Origin of the sequence: Massilia sp. YIM B02763 (assembly GCF_030412015.1) — a bacterium.
Classification (GTDB): Bacteria; Pseudomonadota; Gammaproteobacteria; order Burkholderiales; family Burkholderiaceae_D; genus Telluria.
In genome coordinates, this window is sequence record NZ_JASNRD010000021.1 from 12,218 (window position 1) to 28,808 (window position 16,591).

The 16,591-nt window shown below is 66.4% G+C and carries 16 protein-coding genes; 6 read left to right on the forward strand and 10 right to left on the reverse strand.

Translation table 11 applies throughout. The annotated features are described in order from the left end of the window. Positions 1–199 precede the first annotated feature (199 nt). From ispH to QPK32_RS21585, 3 genes are all read right to left on the reverse strand, one after another. Complete coding sequence (ispH, locus tag QPK32_RS21575) at positions 200–1,144, reverse strand: 4-hydroxy-3-methylbut-2-enyl diphosphate reductase (RefSeq protein WP_290414862.1); 945 nt, start codon at positions 1,142–1,144, stop codon at positions 200–202. A gap of 7 nt (positions 1,145–1,151) precedes the next feature. Beyond that, positions 1,152–1,610 (reverse strand): peptidylprolyl isomerase, encoded by a 459-nt coding sequence (locus QPK32_RS21580; RefSeq protein ID WP_290414863.1) that lies wholly within the window; start codon positions 1,608–1,610, stop codon positions 1,152–1,154. A gap of 132 nt (positions 1,611–1,742) precedes the next feature. After that, entirely contained in the window at positions 1,743–2,687 is a 945-nt protein-coding gene (locus tag QPK32_RS21585) for an AraC family transcriptional regulator (RefSeq protein WP_290414864.1), read from the reverse strand. 99 nt (positions 2,688–2,786) lie between these two features. Between QPK32_RS21585 and QPK32_RS21590 the strand changes: the two genes are divergently transcribed. From QPK32_RS21590 to radC, 4 genes are all read left to right on the forward strand, one after another. Next, on the forward strand, positions 2,787–3,533 hold the full coding sequence (locus QPK32_RS21590) for an SDR family oxidoreductase (protein WP_290414865.1): 747 nt from the start codon (positions 2,787–2,789) through the stop codon (positions 3,531–3,533). Between the two features lie 40 nt (positions 3,534–3,573). Then, on the forward strand, positions 3,574–4,335 hold the full coding sequence (locus tag QPK32_RS21595; RefSeq protein ID WP_290414866.1) for an AraC family transcriptional regulator: 762 nt from the start codon (positions 3,574–3,576) through the stop codon (positions 4,333–4,335). A 181-nt stretch (positions 4,336–4,516) separates the two neighbouring features. Continuing rightward, complete coding sequence (locus tag QPK32_RS21600; protein ID WP_290414867.1) at positions 4,517–6,010, forward strand: FAD-dependent monooxygenase; 1,494 nt, start codon at positions 4,517–4,519, stop codon at positions 6,008–6,010. Between the two features lie 67 nt (positions 6,011–6,077). Beyond that, positions 6,078–6,752, forward strand: a complete 675-nt coding sequence (gene radC, locus QPK32_RS21605) for a DNA repair protein RadC (RefSeq protein WP_290414868.1) — start codon at positions 6,078–6,080, stop codon at positions 6,750–6,752. Here radC and QPK32_RS21610 read toward each other — a convergent pair. Both QPK32_RS21610 and QPK32_RS21615 read right to left on the reverse strand, forming a co-directional pair. After that, positions 6,747–8,453, reverse strand: a complete 1,707-nt coding sequence (locus QPK32_RS21610) for a response regulator (protein ID WP_290414869.1) — start codon at positions 8,451–8,453, stop codon at positions 6,747–6,749. The two genes, radC and QPK32_RS21610, sit on opposite strands and share 6 nt — an antisense overlap. Beyond that, positions 8,440–9,969, reverse strand: a complete 1,530-nt coding sequence (locus QPK32_RS21615) for an ATPase domain-containing protein (RefSeq protein WP_290414870.1) — start codon at positions 9,967–9,969, stop codon at positions 8,440–8,442. The genes QPK32_RS21610 and QPK32_RS21615 overlap by 14 nt, the downstream gene beginning before the upstream one ends. 350 nt (positions 9,970–10,319) lie before the next feature. On the opposite strand from QPK32_RS21615, the gene rpmB reads away from it, so the two are divergent. Both rpmB and rpmG read left to right on the forward strand, forming a co-directional pair. After that, the gene (gene rpmB / locus QPK32_RS21620; protein WP_025511730.1) at positions 10,320–10,556 is read left to right on the forward strand and encodes a 50S ribosomal protein L28; all 237 of its coding nucleotides are present in this window, start codon (positions 10,320–10,322) and stop codon (positions 10,554–10,556) included. A 13-nt stretch (positions 10,557–10,569) separates the two neighbouring features. Next, positions 10,570–10,737: a 50S ribosomal protein L33 gene (gene rpmG / locus QPK32_RS21625; protein ID WP_078034102.1), complete on the forward strand. Its 168-nt coding sequence runs from the start codon at positions 10,570–10,572 to the stop codon at positions 10,735–10,737. 189 nt (positions 10,738–10,926) lie between these two features. On the opposite strand, the gene QPK32_RS21630 is transcribed toward rpmG, so the two are convergent. The 5 genes from QPK32_RS21630 to QPK32_RS21650 all read right to left on the reverse strand — a co-directional run bounded on the left by QPK32_RS21630 (position 10,927) and on the right by QPK32_RS21650 (position 16,287). Continuing rightward, positions 10,927–12,138, reverse strand: coding sequence for a fatty acid desaturase (locus QPK32_RS21630; protein WP_290414871.1), 1,212 nt, complete (start codon positions 12,136–12,138; stop codon positions 10,927–10,929). Between the two features lie 133 nt (positions 12,139–12,271). Continuing rightward, the gene (locus QPK32_RS21635) at positions 12,272–13,621 is read right to left on the reverse strand and encodes a mechanosensitive ion channel family protein (RefSeq protein ID WP_290414872.1); all 1,350 of its coding nucleotides are present in this window, start codon (positions 13,619–13,621) and stop codon (positions 12,272–12,274) included. 9 nt (positions 13,622–13,630) lie between these two features. Further along, on the reverse strand, positions 13,631–14,914 hold the full coding sequence (locus QPK32_RS21640) for an RsmB/NOP family class I SAM-dependent RNA methyltransferase (RefSeq protein ID WP_290414873.1): 1,284 nt from the start codon (positions 14,912–14,914) through the stop codon (positions 13,631–13,633). Positions 14,915–14,930: 16 nt separating this feature from the next. Next, entirely contained in the window at positions 14,931–15,548 is a 618-nt protein-coding gene (purN, locus tag QPK32_RS21645) for a phosphoribosylglycinamide formyltransferase (RefSeq protein WP_290414874.1), read from the reverse strand. A 289-nt stretch (positions 15,549–15,837) separates the two neighbouring features. Next, the gene (locus QPK32_RS21650) at positions 15,838–16,287 is read right to left on the reverse strand and encodes a barstar family protein (protein ID WP_290414875.1); all 450 of its coding nucleotides are present in this window, start codon (positions 16,285–16,287) and stop codon (positions 15,838–15,840) included. Positions 16,288–16,591 lie beyond the last annotated feature (304 nt).

The window sequence follows — 16,591 nt, forward strand, 5'->3', positions numbered from 1 at the left end:
ATGCAAGCAACATCATTCCAAACGCCATCATCATAACGATGTTTTTGGAAAACGAATATCGGAAAATGGATGACGGGGAGAATACGCACCACCAAAACGTCGTCCCCGCGCAGGCGGGGACCCAATGTGCTCGCGCAGCCATCATGCAGGCAGAACTTGGGTCCCCGCCTGCGCGGGGACGACGTGATACGTGTAACTTTTAAGCCGCCGCCTTGCCCCCATCCAGCCCCTTCGGCAGCGGGAACGTGACGTTCTCTTCCACGCCCTCGAGCGCGCGCACATTGGCGGCGCCCAGTTCCTTCAGGCGGTCGATGACGGCCTGCACCAGCACTTCCGGGGCCGAGGCGCCGGCCGTGACGCCGATGCGGCGCTTGCCCGCGATCCAGGCCGGGTCGATGGCGGTGGCGTTGTCGACCATGTAGGCCGGCGTGCCCATCTTGTCCGCCACTTCGCGCAGGCGGTTCGAGTTGGAGCTGTTGGGGCTGCCGACGACGATCACCACCTCGACCTGCGGCGCCATGAACTTGACGGCCTGCTGGCGGTTGGTGGTGGCGTAGCAGATGTCGCCCTTCTTCGGCTCGATGATCTCGGGGAAGCGTTTTTTCAGCGCGGCGATGATCTCGGCCGTGTCGTCGACCGACAGCGTCGTCTGCGACACGTAGGCCAGCAGCGCCGGATTGGCGACCTGCAGGTTTTCCACATCCTCGACGGTCTCGACCAGGTGCATGCCCTCTTCCGCCTGGCCCATCGTGCCCTCGACCTCGGGGTGGCCGGCGTGGCCGATCATGATGATCTCGGCGCCCTGCTTGCGCATCTTGCCCACTTCCACGTGCACCTTGGTCACCAGTGGGCAGGTGGCGTCGTACACCTTCAGGCCGCGCGATTCGGCTTCGTCGCGCACGGCCTTGGAGACGCCGTGGGCCGAGAACACCAGGGTGTTGCCGGGCGGGACGTCGTCGAGGTCTTCGATGAAGATGGCGCCCTTGGCACGCAGGTCGTTCACGACGTAGGCATTGTGGACGATCTCGTGGCGCACGTAGATCGGCGCGCCGAACTGCTGCAGGGCACGCTCGACGATCTCGATGGCGCGGTCGACGCCGGCGCAGAAGCCGCGCGGCTGGGCTAACAGGATCTCGTTTTCCATGTGGTCTTTAGAGTACGGAAATCAATTGCACTTCGAACCGCAGCGGCTGGCCGGCCAGCGGGTGGTTGAAGTCGAACAGGGCGGCATCCTCGCGCAGTTCGCGCAGCACGCCGGCGAAGCGGCCGCCGCCCGGCGCGGCGAAGTCGACCAGGTCGCCGACCTGGTAGTCGGCGTCCGGCACGGAATTCTCTTCCAGTGTCTTCTTCGACACCAGCTGGATCAGCTCGGGATTGCGCGGTCCGAAGCCCTCTTCCGGGCCCAGCTCGAAGGTCTGGTGCGCGCCTTCCGGCATGCCCAGCAGGCGCTGCTCCAGGAACGGCGCCAGCTGGCCCTGGCCCAGCATCAGCGTGGCCGGCGTGCTGCCGAAGGTGGTGACGATGTCGGTGCCGCCCTGCGTGGCCAGGCGGTAATGCAGGGTCAGGTAGGCCGATTCGGTGACGACGGGAACGTGAGTGGTGTCGGACATGGTGAAGGTGTGCGGTTTGGCGTGCAAAGCGCTATTGTAAGCCAGAAGCGCTCCTTCCCGCCGCGTTCGGGGGCATTCCAGCCGCAAGCTGTTGCACGTTTTTTCGGCAGGCCGGAGATGAATGCTGCTTCGTCAAGCCGCTTCCCGTTCCACACCGCGTTCCTGCGGCTGGCGTGCAAACCGCGCCGGCGACACGCCGACATGGCGCAGGAAGGCGGCGCCGAAGGTGCTGGCCGAGCTGTAGCCGACCTGCTCCGCCACCCGCGCGACGGACAGGCCGCCCTCGCGCAGCAGGCGCTGGGCCAGCGCCATGCGCCACAGCAGCAGGTAATCCATCGGCGTCGCGCCGACCGTCCTGCTGAAGCGCTCGAAGAAGGCCGAGCGCGACATCGCCGCCGCCTGCGCCAGCTGCTCGACGGTCCAGGCACGCGCGGGCTCCCCGTGCAGGCAGCGCAGCGCCGCGGCCAGGCGCGGATCGGCCAGGCCGCGCGCCACGCCCGGCGAGGCCGCGCGGCAGTCGTCCTGGCAGGCGGTCAGGCGCAGCGCCTCGATCAGCACCACTTCCAGCAGGCGCGCCAGCACCACCTCGCGCGCCGGCCGCCCGGCACGCGATTCGTCGTTGATCATCTGCACCAGCGTGGCCAGGCGCGGCTCGCCGCGCACCAGCAGCCAGCGCGGCATCAGCGATACCAGCAGCGCCGCATCGGGCGACTCGAACGTGCAATGGCCGATCAGCATGCGCGCGGCGACAGGCCCGTCCGGATCGCCCACGTGCACGCCGCCCGGCACCATTTGCACGGGCGAGGAGACGGCGTCGCGGTCGACCGCGCGCGGATTGCCGACATCGCTCGTCGCGAAGCCGTGCGCGGCCGGGATCAGCACGAAGTCGCCCGCGTGCAGGGTGATCGTGTCCTGGCCGTCGATGGCGAGATCGCAACTGCCCTCCAGCACGGCGCAATAGAAGGGCTGGCCGGATCCGGTACGCCGCACCAGCCAGGGCGCCGCGCAGGCGACGACCTTGGTCGTGGCGGCGCGGGGCTGCAGCAGCGAGACGACTTCGGCTAACGGGTCGGTCATGACGGACGCTCGCGATAGAAAGATGGACTTCCGAGTGTAGCAAGTCCAGGCCCGCAGGTCTATCGTTCCGGTTCCACATCACCAACACAAGGAAATGCCATGCAAACCGTCATGATCACCGGCTGCTCGTCCGGCTTCGGCCTCGATACCGCCAAGCTGTTCCTCGAGCGCGGCTGGAACGTCGTCGCCACGATGCGCACGCCGGACCCGGACCTGCTGCCCCGCTCCGAGCGCCTGAAGATCGTCGCCCTCGATGTCACCGATGCCGCCAGCATCCAGGCCGCCCTCGACGCGGCCGGCCCCATCGACGCGCTGGTCAACAATGCCGGCATCGGCGTGCTGGCGGCGCTCGAAGGCACGCCCATCGCCACGGCGCGCGAGGTCTTCGAGACGAACACCCTCGGCACCGTCGCGATGACGCAGGCCGTGCTGCCGCAGTTCCGCGCGCGCCGCGCCGGCGCCATCGTCAACGTCACCTCGAGCGTCACGCTCAAGTCGCTGCCGCTGCTGTCCGTGTACACGGGCAGCAAGGCCGCCGTGAACGCGTTCACGGAATCGCTGGCGCTGGAGCTGGAACCGTTCGGCATCCGCGCCCGCCTCGTGCTGCCGGGCCGCGCGCCCGCCACGCGCTTCGGCGAGAACGCCCGTTCTCGCATGGGCAGCGCCTTCCCCGAGCCGTATGCGCAATTCGCCCAGGGCGTGTTCGCCGCCCTGCAGGACATGTCGACGCCGACGACGGCGTCGCAGGACGTGGCCGAAGCCGTGTGGCACGCCGTCACCGACCCGGCGGCGCCGATGCGCATCCCCGCCGGCGCGGATGCCGTGGCGCTGGCGAACGAAGACTGAACGTTGTCTACAGGCGCGCGCGGCATGCTATCGTTGGCACATGTCCCACCGTGAATTCGCGCCGCCCGCGGCCTTGCGGGAATCGGTCCGCTGCTTCTGGCACGAGCGGCGCGCCGGCCCGGCACGCATCGACGTCCTGCCCGACGGCCATCCCGAAATCGTCTTTCATGCGGGCGGCCCCTGCCGCATGGAAGACGGCAGCCCCCTGCCTTCGCCGTTCGTCATGGCGCTGCTCGACGGCCCCGTTGCCTTGCGCACGGACGGCCCGCTCGACATCCTCGGCATCCGCTGCTTTCCCTGGACCGTGTACGAGCTGCTCGGCCTGCCGTCCGGCACGGCGGCGATCGATTTGACCGCTCACCCGATCGCCACGCTGCAACCCACCGTGGCCCGCGCCCTGCTCGACGGCCGCGTCGACGATGCGGTCGCCGCGCTCGCCCGGCACCTGTCGGCCGGACGGGTCGACGTCGATCGCCTGCTGGCGCGCGCGGGCGGCGCCATGCGCGACGCGGGCGGCACGCTGCCCGTCGTCCGCGTCGCGGCGGCGGCCCATGCGACGGTACGCACGCTGGAACGCCGGTTCAAGCGCGCGTCCGGGCGCACCGTGAAGGACGTGTCGGGCCTGATGCGCTTCGAACAGGTGCGCAACCGGCTGTGGATCGATCCGGACGCCGACCTGGCCGGCCTGGCGCAGGAATACGGCTATGCGGACCAGCCGCACCTGAGCCGGGAATTCAAGCGCTACAGCGGGACGACGCCGGCAGCGTTCGCGCAGGGGCGCCGCGAAGAAAACAAGTCCTGATCAATCAACCCGTCGCCCCTGCGAAGGCAGGGGCCCAAGTCCTGCAAGCATCGCCGCGACGCCGGCAACATTGGGCCCCTGCCTTCGCAGGGCGACGGTGCATGACGTTTGTCGCATTCGTGCAAGCCATGACCTGCACCTGCCCCGTACCGTGCGGCTTTCATTACCGGAAACCCGCACCATGCACCCTAGCTACGACGTCATCATCGCCGGCGCCGGCCCCGTCGGCCTGTTCCTGGCCTGCGAACTTGCCCTGGCCGGCTGCGCCGTCCTCGTCCTGGAACGGGAACCGGATCCTGACTCACCATTGAAGCGGCTGCCCTTCGGCCTGCGCGGCCTGAACGCGCCCACGATCGCGGCATTCGAACGCCGCGGCCTGCTGGACGAGCTCGCCATGCCGGCGCCCCTCGCGCATACCGCCGGTGTACCCGGTTCGCGTCCTGGCGGCCACGTCGCCGGCATCCAGTTCTCCATCGACGACGTCGACACCACCCAGTGGCCGTGGCGCCTGCCGGATGCGGGCGCTCCCACGCGCATGGCCGAGATGGCCGCGCTCGAACGGGTGCTGGCGCGTCGCGCGCAGGCGCTCGGCGTGACGATCCGGCGCGGCGCCGCCGTGGATGCCGTGCGCCGGCATGCGGATGGCGTCACCGTCACGGCCGGCGGCGCGACCTTCGCGGCCGCCTGGCTCGCCGGCTGCGACGGCGGCCGCAGCGCGGTGAGGAAGGCGCTCGGCGTCAGCTTCGCCGGCACCGAGCCGGCGTTCACGGGCTATACGGTGAGCGCCGACATCGCCCACCCGGAGCTGCTGCGCCCAGGGCGCAACCTGACGCCGGCCGGCATGTACCTGCAGTCCCAGCCGGGCTACCTCGTCCTGCAGGACTTCGACGGCGGCGCCTTCCACGACAGCGGCGAGCGCCCCACGCGCGCGCATGTGGAGGCGCTGCTGCGCCGCATCTCCGGCACCGGCGTCGCCATCGAGGCCCTGCACGTCGCCACCACCTGGACCGACCGCGCGCGCCAGGCCGTCGCCTACCGCAGCGGCCGCGTGCTGCTGGCCGGCGACGCGGCCCACATCCACGCTCCGCTGGGCGGCCAGGGCCTGAACCTGGGCATCGGCGACGCCATGAACCTGGGCTGGAAGCTGGCCGCCACCATCCGGGGGAAGGCCCCGGATGGCCTGCTGGACAGCTACCATGCCGAGCGCCACCCGGCCGGCGCGCGCGTGCTGGACTGGTCGCGCGCCCAGGTCGCCGCGATGGCGCCGGAACCAGGGGCCCGCGCCCTGCACGCCGTCCTGCGCGACCTGCTGGCGACGCGCGACGGCGCCACCTATGCGGCGGGACGGGTCTGGGGCGTGCTGCAGCGCTACGACCTCGGCCAGCCGCACCCGCTGGCGGGCCGCGGCATGCCCGCCTTCGCCTTCGACGACCGCAGCGCCGTCGATGCCCTGATGCGCGCGGGACGCGGCTTCCTCCTCGATTTCTCCGATGCTAGTTCTCGCGCGACATTGGCTGGCGAATATGGCATCGCCTACGTTCCGGCCAGCGCGCCGGAACGCCTGGGCACCAGCTGCCTGCTGGTCCGCCCCGACGGCATCGTCGCCTGGGCCAGCGAAGGGCGGGACGATTGCGGCGGCCTGCGCGATGCCATGGCCCGCTGGTTCGCCGCCTGAACGCACATCAGTATCTTCGGAACATAGCGAGCCGATAATGCATCCCGGGCATCCGACGGGAGAACGCATGGGCATCAATGACTGGATCGAGGGAGAGCGGCCGCGCGAGCGCCTCGTGCGCGAGGGGGCGGCGGCATTGTCGAACCCGGAATTGCTGGCGCTGCTGCTGCGCGTGGGCGTGCGCGGGAAAAGCGCCGTCGAGCTGGGACGCGACATCCTGCAGCACTTCGGCTCGCTGCACGGCCTGTTCGGCGCGTCGCTCGACGATTGCACGGAGGTGCACGGCCTGGGCATGGCGAAATATGCGCAGTTGCAGGCCGTGATGGAACTGGCGCGGCGCGCCATCGCCGAGCAATTGCAGGCCGGCGAGACCTTCGCCTCACCCGAACTGGTGAAGCGTTACCTGCGCATGAAGCTGTCCGGCAGGCGCCACGAATCCTTCGTCGTGCTGTTCCTGGACGTCAAGAACCGCCTGATCGCCGACCGGGAACTGTTCCGGGGCACGCTCACGCATGCGAGCGTGTACCCGCGCGAAGTCGTCGTCGAGGCGCTGGCGCACAATGCCGCCAGCGTCATCCTCGCGCACAACCATCCGTCGGGCGTGGCCGAACCGAGCGCCGCCGACCTCGGCCTGACGCGGCAGCTGGCGCAGGCGCTGGAACTGGTCGACATCCGCGTGCTCGACCACATCGTCGTGGCCGGGCCGCTGGTGCATTCGTTCGCCGAGCACGGGCAGTTATGAGGTCGTGCGGGCCAGCGCGCGGTCGACGCTGGCCGCCAGGTCGGCCAATTGGAAGGGCTTGCGCAGCAACATGTCGTTCCCGAGGATTTCCTCGATGGCGCGCATGTCCGCATAGCCGGTGGCGATGATCATCGGCATGTGCGGGAAGACCTCGCGCGCCTTGCGCATCAGTTCGGCGCCCGTCATGCCGGGCATCAGGTAGTCGGTGATCATCAGCGCCGGGTGCTCGCGTTCCAGCGCGGCCAGGGCCGCCGTCCCGTCCGCCGCCTGGATCACCTGGTGGCCGAGGGCCTGCAGCGATTCCGCGACCGAGTTGCGGACCACGTCGTCGTCCTCGACCAGGAGGATGCGCGCCCGCACCTGGGGCCGCGGCGGCAGGTCCGGGGCGGTACCGGCATCGGCTTCGTCCGCCGCGGCGCAGCGCAGCCAGATCTCGACCGTGGTGCCCTGGCCGGGCAGGCTGACGATGCGCGCGGCGCCGCCCGACTGCTGCGCCATGCCGTACACCTGGCTCAGGCCCAGGCCCGTGCCCTTGCCCACCGGCTTGGTCGTGAAGAAGGGTTCGAACACCTTGGCGGCCACGTCCGGCGGCATGCCCTCGCCGTCGTCGGCCACGGCGATGCGCACGTAATCCCCGTCCGGCAGCAGACCTTCCGGCGGCACGGCGCGCGCCGCGTGGAAGCGCAGGCTGCCGCCGTCCGGCATGGCGTCGCGGGCATTGATCGCCAGGTTCAGCAGCGCCATCTCCATCTGGTTCGCGTCGGCCAGCACGGCGCCGCAGGCATGGTCGAGGTCGAAGCCGAGCGCGATCGCTGAGCCGACCGACGTCGCCACCAGTTCGCGGATGCCGTCGAACAGCGCGTCCACGGGAACGGGACGCAGGTCCAGGCTCTGGTTGCGCGAAAACGCCAGCAGCTGGCCCGTCAGCTTGGCGCCGCGCTGGCAGGCGTTGCGCGCCACGCCCGCGCGCTTTCTGGTCGCCTCGTCCGCCGACGTCAGCATGATCAGGTCCATATTGCCCTGCACGACGTTGAGCAGGTTGTTGAAGTCGTGCGCGATGCCGCCCGTCAGGCGCCCGATCGCTTCCATCTTCTGCAGCTGGGACACGGTCTGCAGCACCCGTTCGCGTTCGATGATCTCGTTGGTCAGGCGGTCGTTGGCCTGGGCCAGCGCGCGCGTGCGCTCGTCGATGCGCAGCTCCAGCGTCTCGTTGAGCTGCACCAGCTGTTCGCGGCTGCCACGCAGGTCGCGGGCATCGCGTTCGCGCTCCACCACCATGTCGCGCGCATGGTACTGGCGGCGCCGTCCGCGCAGGGCCGAGGCGGCCGCGCTGCGCAGCGTCTGCACGTTGAGCGGACGCTCGAGCAGCAGGATGTTGCCCAGTTCGGCGAGCCGGCCGCGCACGCCGATGCCGTCGCGGCTGACGGGCCGCGACACCAGCAGCACCAGGGGAAAGTCGGACCAGGGCGGCTGGCGCTCCAGGCTGGCGGCCAGACGGTCGATGCCGGCGTCGTCGAGCGCTTCCTCGGCGACGATGGCGGCGCCGGCGCCCTCCGCGATGCCGGCCAGCAAGGCGTCCAGCGAGGCCATGACGGCGCAGCCGAACTGCTCGCGTTCCAGCACTTCGGCGATGACCTCGGCGTCGCGGCCGCGCGGCGCAAGCACCAGGAGGCGCAGCTCGGGGGCGTCAGGACTGGCCATCGCTTCCCAGGTCGACCCGGTTGTCCATCATGGGCGTGCGGCCGCGGTAGGCGGGAACGCCGCTCAGCACGCCCTCGAAGCCTTCGAGGGGGGCGCCGATGCGCACGCCGTCCGGGCCCAGCAGCATTTCGTGGATCGTCAGCGCGTGGGTGGTCGTGCGGCTCTTGATCACGGTGAGCGCGCGCCGCACCCGAGCGTGGGCTTCGAAGAAGCGCAGCAGCACCGTCGTGTCGCTCAGGTAGCTGAGGTCGACGTCGGTGCGGACCTCGCCGACCAGGCCGTGCTGGCCCAGCACCAGCATCGTCGTCACGCCGCGCAGGTTCAGGTAGGACAGCAGCTCGTGCATCTGCAGCGTCAGGTACTGCTCTCCCGGCATCGCCTGCAGGTAGGCGTTCAGGCTGTCGATGGTGACGAACTTCACGCCATGCAGTTCGACGGCGTCGCGCAGCATCTGGGTGAATTCGCCGGGCGTGAGCTCGGCCGGGTCGATGTGCAAGACCGACAGCTGGCCGTTGTCGAGGTAGGACTGCAGGTCCATGCCGAAGTTCGTGTTGCGGGAAAAGAAGGTGCCCATGCCTTCGTCGAACAGGTAGAAGGCCGCCTTCTCGCCCCGCTCCAGCGCGGACAGCATGCAGCGCACGGTCAGCGTGGTCTTGCCGATGCCGGACGGCCCCACGATCAGCGTATTCGTGCCGGCCACCAGGCCGCCGCCGAGCAGGTCGTCGAAGCCCTGCGAGCCGCTCGAATGCATCTGCGGCGCGAACGCGCGTCCATGCTCGGCTGCCACCAGGCGGGGGAAGATGCGCAAGCCGCCCGTCTCGAGCACGTAGTCGTGGTAGCCGCCGCGGAACTGGATGCCGCGCATCTTGAGGATGTTCACGCGGCGCCGTTCCTTGCCGAATTCCTTGGCGATCTGCTCCAGGCTGATCACGCCGTGGGCGATGCTGTGCAGGTGCTGGTCCGACTGGGCGGTCTTGTCGTCGAGCATCAGCACGGTACAGGCACGTGCCGTGAAAAACTGTTTCAGCGCGAGGATCTGGCGCCGGTAACGCAAGGGATTCTGGGCCAGCAGGCGCATTTCGGACAAGCTGTCGAACACGACGCGCAGGGGTTTGACGCGGTCGACCTGCTCCATCACGTTCTGCGTCGTCTCCCCCAGCTCCACCTCGGCCGGGTGGAACACGGATTGCTGGGACTCGGGATCGAGCGCCGTATCGCCGGCGAGCTCGTAGATGTCGATGCCGTCCATGACCCAGCCATGGCTTTCCGCCACGGCCTCGAGCTCGTCGGTCGTCTCCGACAGCGTGATGTACAAACCGCGTTCGCCGCGGGCGGCGCCTTCGAGCAGGAATTGCAGGCCGAGCGTCGTCTTGCCGGCGCCGGGCGAGCCTTCCACCAGGTACACACGCTGGGCCGTCAAGCCGCCGTTGAGGATGTCGTCGAGGCCAGCGACGCCGGTGGAGATACGGGAAGTGGATATACGGCCGGGACGGCGTGTGCTGGAAACCTGGGTCATGTATAGCGGCAAGTCATTGGTAAAAGAGATACCGAAACGAGATACCGAAACGCCACCGGCACGGAATGTTGGCGGGAGCAACGCTTCGATACGCGGTCGGCAAAGGATGCGATTGCTGGGCAGGCCACATGTTCATTATAGGCCGAGTAGGCGCCGGGCGGTGTGCGCTTGGCCGGGAATAACAGTGTGTAAACAGGAACTTAGAAGTGAAATATTGCGGAAGAATACGATTGTTAAATTTTGCGAGTTTTTTGAGAAACAATTTTTTTTCGCAAGTTGTTGATTACGCTGCTGTTTTCACGCTATACTCTCGTTTTTCCAATTGTGGAAGTTTACTCAAGGAGTGCGCTATGGCACGTGTTTGCCAAGTTACTGGCAAGGGCCCGATGGTTGGCAACAACGTCTCCCACGCCAACAACAAAACCAAGCGTCGTTTTCTGCCGAACCTGCAGAACCGTCGCATCTTCGTAGAATCGGAAAACCGCTGGGTCTCCCTGCGTATTTCGAATGCCGGCCTGCGCGTCATCGACAAGCTGGGCATTGACGCTGTGCTGGCCGACATGCGCGCCCGCGGCGAGAAAATCTAAATAGGGAGTCATCATGGCAAAAACTGGCCGCGACAAGATCAAACTGGAATCGACCGCAGGTACCGGTCACTTCTACACCACGACCAAGAACAAGCGCACCATGCCGGCGAAGATGGAAATCACCAAATTCGACCCGAAAGCACGCAAGCACGTTCTGTACAAAGAAACCAAGATCAAGTAATCCTGGTTTTGCGTCGAAGAAGCCGCCACTGAAAAGTTGGCGGCTTTTTTTTTGGTGCAGCGTCGCCCATGCGCAGGAAGGGACCCGATGTCCCGGTGCTCATGACACCTGGATCCCTGCCTGCGCAGGGACGACGGCATAAAAAAACGGCTCCGGAAGGAGCCGTTTTCATTGACCGATCACGGACGATCAGGCATAGCTGCGCAGGCGCATCGAGAATTCCTGCAGCGACTTGATGCCCGACGCTTCGGCGCGCGCGCACCAGTCCTGCAGTTGCTGCAGCAGCTGGTCGCGGGTCGAGTGCGAGCGTTCCCAGATCGCGCCCAGTTCCACGCGCATCTGGTGCATCGTTTCCAGCGCCTTGCTGTGCTGGAACAGCTCGACCAGCTGGGCCTGCTGAGCGGCGGGCAGCTTGGCCGGCTCGCGCTGCATCGACTTGCGGGCGCTCTTCAGGAAACGGGCTTCCAGCTCGGCCTTGTGCTTCAGGTGCTCCACTTCTTCGCGGAACGCCGCCTTGACGGACTTGGCGTATTTCGCCATCACGTCGTAGCGGTTGGCGATGACGGCCTGCAGCGTGTCGAAGTCGGCTTCCAGCTTGTTCTTGGCCAGGCGCGGCTTCGGGATCGTCTTCTTGATCTTGGCCAGGCCCACCGCCTGCATCATGCGGATGTAGGCGTAACCGATGTCGAACTCGTACCACTTGCTCGACAGCTTGGCCGAGGTGGCGAAGGTGTGGTGGTTATTGTGCAGTTCCTCGCCGCCGATGATGATGCCCCATGGCATCAGATTGGTCGCCGCGTCATTGCAGTCGTAATTGCGGTAGCCCCAGAAGTGGCCCAGGCCATTGATGATGCCGGCCGCCGTGATCGGGATCCACAGCATCTGCACGGCCCAGATCGTGATGCCGACCACGCCGAACAGCATGAAGGTCAGGGGCAGCAGCAGCGACACGCCCAGCCAGCTGTACGGGGTATAGAGCTTGTTCTCGATCCAGTCGTTCGGGCAGCCGTGGCCGTACTTGTCCAGCGTTTCCTTGTTCTTCGTCTCGGCACGGTACAGTTCGGCGCCTTCGAGCAGCACCTTCTTGATGCCGTGCGTCACCGGGCTGTGCGGATCCTCGACGGTCTCGCACTTGGCGTGGTGCTTGCGGTGCACGGCCGCCCATTCCTTGGTCACCTGGCCCGTGGTCAGCCACAGCCAGAAGCGGAAGAAGTGGCTGGCGATGGGGTGCATGTCCAGCGCGCGGTGCGCCTGGTGGCGGTGCAGGTAGATGGTGACGCTGGCGATCGTGATGTGCGTGACGACCAGCGTGTACACGACCATCTGCCAGACCGACAGGTCGAGCAGACCGCCGTCCAGGAAGGACAGCACGGCGTGCAGGGTATTGCTCAGAGAATTCATCGATGCTCCACTGAAGGAAAAGTAAGTCGTTCTTTCTGTGGAACGATCACAAGGGGAAAACAGTCATTCGAACTGCATGACGCAAATACGCATTTTACGCGGATCCGCTTCCGCGCGGCATAAGCACTCTCAATCAATGTGCTGGTGGCGATGAATCTTCCGGCGTTTTTGCGATCCGCGCCACAACCGACGCTATATGGGAGTCGAGCAGACGCGTATCAACCGAAGGATAGCCAAGTTTGATCTCGCCCTTTGATACGAGCGCATAGATCTTCTTGTTGATTTCCGACACCACACCGCCCTGCCCGTTCTCCGGATCGGCGATCCAGAAGCCGAGGTCGAGTTCGTAGCCATCCGGGCCGAAGCGCGACAGCGAACAGCCTGGCGCCGGATCCTCCAGCACGCGCGGGGTGCCGGCGGCCTGCTCGATCAGCAGCGGCATCACGACGTCGAGGTCGCTGCCATAAGCTACCGTGATCTTGGTGCCGGCGCGCACGCGGCGACTGCTCAGCGACTGGTTCTGCACCGTACCGGAGATCAGCATCTCGTTCGGCACCACGGTCTCCACGCCGTCCAGGCCCTGCAACACGGTATAGCGGGTATTGATCTGCGTGACCTTGCCGGTGAAACTGGTCACCGAGATCATGTCGCCGATGGACAGGCTGCGCTCCATCAGGATGATGAAGCCGGACACATAATTGCTGGCGATCCGCTGCATGCCGAGACCCAGGCCGACGCCCAGCGCGCCCCCGAACACGGACAGCACGGTCAGGTCGATGCCGACCCAGCGCAGGCTGGCCAGGATGGCGCCGACGATCAGCACGGCGCGGCCGACCCTGGCCAGCGCCACGCGCAGCGAGCTGTGCAGGGCCGTCATGCCCATCAGGCGCTCTTCCAGCGCCGTGCCGGCCCACAGCGCCAGCATCAGCATGACGACGATCGTCACGATGCCCTGCAGCAAGTCGTCGATCGACACGAAATCGTTCTTCTTGGGGCCGTACTGCAGCCGGTAGCTGCCCAGGAAGTCGGCGATGTCCGGCCACAGCCCCGTGATGTACAGCACGACGGCCAGCCACACCAGCAGCACGAAGATCTTCTCGAACGTGACGAAGGCTTCGCCCAGCTGTCCGCGCCGTGCGAACACGCGCCGCAGCAGGTAGAAGGCGGCGCGGATCAGCGCCAGCGACCAGAAGATCGGGATCGCCACCTTCACGATGTTCGTATGGAAGCGATACTTGTTCAGGACGAATTGCGCCAGCGTGAGCAGGGCCACGACCAGCAGCGGCGCCATCACGCGGGCAAAGCTGTCCACGCCCGCGTGCATGGCATCGGCCACGCCGCGGCGGCGCTGCCACCAGCCGCGCGCCAAGCGCGTGACGACCAGCCCGAGCAGGATGGCCGCGACGATCGACCCGATCTGCCACGGCATGCCGGGGCGGCTCAGGTCGTCGAGGAGGTCACCGATCAGGTTGGTCAGCGGCATGGGACGTGCTTACTCCTCGTCCGCCTCGGCCGCGGCCGGCTTCGCAGCCGCCTTGCGCTCCAGCACGGCGGCAAAGAAGCCGTCGGTACCGTGCTTGTGCGGCAGCATCTTGAGGGTATCGCCCATCTCCAGCGCGATGCGCTGCTCGGCCAGCACCTTGCTCACCGGCACCAGCTCGAAGTCCGGGTGCGTGGCCAGGAAGCCCTGCACGATGGCATCGTTCTCTTCGTCCAGCAGGCTGCAGGTCGCGTAGACCAGGCGGCCGCCGAATTTCACGAGGCGCGACGCGCCGTCCAGGATGGATGCCTGCTTTTCCGTCATCTCGGCGATGGCGCCTTCCTGCTGGCGCCATTTGACGTCCGGGTTGCGGCGCAGCGTGCCCATGCCCGAGCACGGCGCATCGACCAGCACGCGGTCGATCTTGCCGGCCAGGCGCTTGACCTTGGCGTCGCGCTCGTGCGCGATCACGACCGGGTGCACGTTCGACAGGCCGCTGCGGGCCATGCGCGGCTTGAGCTTGGCGAGGCGTTTTTCCGACACGTCGAAGGCGTACAGGCGGCCCGTGTTGCGCATGATCGCGCCGATGGCCAGCGTCTTGCCGCCGGCGCCGGCGCAGAAGTCGACGACCATCTCGCCGCGGCGCGCGCCCAGCAGCTGGGCCAGCACCTGGCTGCCCTCGTCCTGGACTTCGATCGCGCCTTCCTTGAACAGCGGCAGGTTCTGCAGCGCCGGCTTCTTCCACACGCGCAGGCCCAGCGGGGCGTACGGGGTCGGCTCGGCCTTGATCGGCGCCGTGGCCAGCTCTTCGATCACCTTGTCGCGGTCGGCCTTCAGCGAGTTTACGCGCAGGTCGAGCGGGGCCGGCGTGTTCAGCACGGCGGCCAGTTGCTGCGTTTCCTCTTCGCCGTACTGGGCGACGAATTTCTCGTACAGCCAGTCCGGCAGGTTGGCGCGCTGCCTGGGCGGCAGCAGGCTGCGGTCGATTTCCTGGATGCGCGCCACGAAGGCGGTTTCTTCCTCTGTCAGGCCGCCGAGCGACTCGGCGCCGATCGCGTCGGCCATGCCCATCAGCACCAGGCGGCGCATGGTGGCGCCGCCGGCGAAGTCGGTATAGAAGGTTTTATTGCGCAGTACGGCATAGATGCACTCCGCGATGGCACCGCGCTCGCGGCCGCCTAAGCGGGGGTGGTCCTTGAAGTAACGCGACAGGGTGACGTCGGCCGGGGCGGTAAAGCGCAGGATCTCGCGCAATACCTCTTCCGCATTGCCGAGAATCGCGGGTGGCAATCTCATGGTGTTCCTTGAATTTTCAACTACTGGTGGCCGCGGCGATCCGGACTGCGCCGTCGTCAATGCTCAGTTTGCCTTCGACGAACAAGCGTACCGCTTGCGGATAAATCACGTGTTCCTTTTCCAGCAGGCGCTGGGCCAGGCTCTCTTCGGTATCGCCGGGCAGCACCTCGATGCGGGCCTGCAGCACGGTCGGGCCATGGTCCAGCTCGGCCGTCACGAAGTGCACGGTCGCCCCGTGCTCGAGCACGCCCGCCTCCAGCGCCTGGCGGTGCGTGTGCAGTCCGGGGAACAGCGGCAGCAGCGAGGGATGGATGTTCAGCATGCGGCCGGCGTAGTGCTCGACGAACGGCGCCGTCAGGATGCGCATGAAGCCGGCCAGCACGACCAGGTCGGGCGCGAAGCCGTCGACGGTCTCCCGCAGCGCCGCGTCGAAGGCTTCGCGCGAGGCGAATTCCTTGCTGGGGACGACGGCCGTCGGGATGCCGCGCGCCTGGGCGAATGCGAGGCCCTTGACGTCGGGCTTATTGCTGATCACGGCGGCGATGCGGGCCGGCCAGCGCTCGGCGTCGAGCGCACGGACGATGGCTTCCATGTTGCTGCCGCGGCCAGAAATAAGGATCACGATATTTTTCATAATCGCGTATTGTAACCCGGGGCTGGGTGTGGGCCCAAGGAAACGGAGGGGCTGCAAAGTTGGGACGTTGCAGGAATGGCAGACTGAATGACATCGCCAAGCTGTTCAACGTAGTCCCTGCGAAGGCAGGGATCCAAGCTGAGCTTCCGGAGTTAACAGGACAAAAACGATCGTGAAGCCGGCGACTTCGTGGTCGTTAATGGTTTGCGGAATTCCCGACGTCGGGAACGATGCTTGGATCCCTGCCTTCGCAGGGACGACGGTCTATAAGCTAAGGGCTGGATCGGGCTTACTCGAACGGCCGCGCGCCCACCCACCCCACCGACTGCGGCGACTGCGGTTCTTCGAAGGAATAAAACACGCGGAACGGCACTTTCTTCTCGGCCCAGAATTCCGCCGCATCGCGGAACACGTCGAGCAGCGTTTCGCGCGCTTCCTTGTCGAATTTTTGCGTATTCGGCAATTGATCGAGCACGGCCAGGAAACCCGGTTGCGGACCGGCGTCCGCGATCACATTGGTCAGGCAATTACGCAGCGCATCGAAATTCTTGCTGCAGGGCTTGGGGAAGAAAAATTGCTCGCCGATGCGGGAGCAGACTTGCTGCTTGGTCACGGCATTGGTGCACAGGGCATAGAGAAAATGATGGCCCATGCGGAGCGCTTCTTTCTGCAACTCCGTAGGACGGTAGGCGCGGATCGACTGCACAAGATTCGGCGGTACTCTCATCAACAAACTCATCTTTTCCTCAAATACCCGGTCGCCAGCGCGTGGTCTTGTGGAAGCGTCGGGCTTGCTCGCTTTCTCCTGGTCTCGTTTCCACGCGCCAATAAAACCCTAAGTCTCCTAAGGGTAACGTTTTGTGGTATGGGAATCAACCCGAATATGGCCGAGCACGGCATATTTGTAAAAAATGCCGTGTTTTCAGAGAAATTCATGGCGGTTTTCTAACGTTTTTACTATCCGAAAGACCGTGGTGGCATGTGCATACCAGCTGTTACATTTTGTTGCCACGCGGATCGTTTCTTCCCGCTTTTCGGCGCTA

What these genes read in the sequence shown, in the direction of transcription:
- QPK32_RS21595 (WP_290414866.1), top strand. Translation starts at nt 3,574, where the DNA reads ATGTCCCACCGTGAATTCGCGCCGCCCGCGGCCTTGCGGGAATCGGTC.
- QPK32_RS21585 (WP_290414864.1), bottom strand. Translation starts at nt 2,687, where the DNA reads ATGACCGACCCGTTAGCCGAAGTCGTCTCGCTGCTGCAGCCCCGCGCC.
- QPK32_RS21650 (WP_290414875.1), bottom strand. Translation starts at nt 16,287, where the DNA reads ATGAGTTTGTTGATGAGAGTACCGCCGAATCTTGTGCAGTCGATCCGC.
- QPK32_RS21610 (WP_290414869.1), bottom strand. Translation starts at nt 8,453, where the DNA reads ATGGCCAGTCCTGACGCCCCCGAGCTGCGCCTCCTGGTGCTTGCGCCG.
- QPK32_RS21630 (WP_290414871.1), bottom strand. Translation starts at nt 12,138, where the DNA reads ATGAATTCTCTGAGCAATACCCTGCACGCCGTGCTGTCCTTCCTGGAC.
- QPK32_RS21635 (WP_290414872.1), bottom strand. Translation starts at nt 13,621, where the DNA reads ATGCCGCTGACCAACCTGATCGGTGACCTCCTCGACGACCTGAGCCGC.
- QPK32_RS21580 (WP_290414863.1), bottom strand. Translation starts at nt 1,610, where the DNA reads ATGTCCGACACCACTCACGTTCCCGTCGTCACCGAATCGGCCTACCTG.
- rpmB (WP_025511730.1), top strand. Translation starts at nt 10,320, where the DNA reads ATGGCACGTGTTTGCCAAGTTACTGGCAAGGGCCCGATGGTTGGCAAC.
- QPK32_RS21600 (WP_290414867.1), top strand. Translation starts at nt 4,517, where the DNA reads ATGCACCCTAGCTACGACGTCATCATCGCCGGCGCCGGCCCCGTCGGC.
- purN (WP_290414874.1), bottom strand. Translation starts at nt 15,548, where the DNA reads ATGAAAAATATCGTGATCCTTATTTCTGGCCGCGGCAGCAACATGGAA.
- QPK32_RS21615 (WP_290414870.1), bottom strand. Translation starts at nt 9,969, where the DNA reads ATGACCCAGGTTTCCAGCACACGCCGTCCCGGCCGTATATCCACTTCC.
- ispH (WP_290414862.1), bottom strand. Translation starts at nt 1,144, where the DNA reads ATGGAAAACGAGATCCTGTTAGCCCAGCCGCGCGGCTTCTGCGCCGGC.
- QPK32_RS21640 (WP_290414873.1), bottom strand. Translation starts at nt 14,914, where the DNA reads ATGAGATTGCCACCCGCGATTCTCGGCAATGCGGAAGAGGTATTGCGC.
- QPK32_RS21590 (WP_290414865.1), top strand. Translation starts at nt 2,787, where the DNA reads ATGCAAACCGTCATGATCACCGGCTGCTCGTCCGGCTTCGGCCTCGAT.
- rpmG (WP_078034102.1), top strand. Translation starts at nt 10,570, where the DNA reads ATGGCAAAAACTGGCCGCGACAAGATCAAACTGGAATCGACCGCAGGT.
- radC (WP_290414868.1), top strand. Translation starts at nt 6,078, where the DNA reads ATGGGCATCAATGACTGGATCGAGGGAGAGCGGCCGCGCGAGCGCCTC.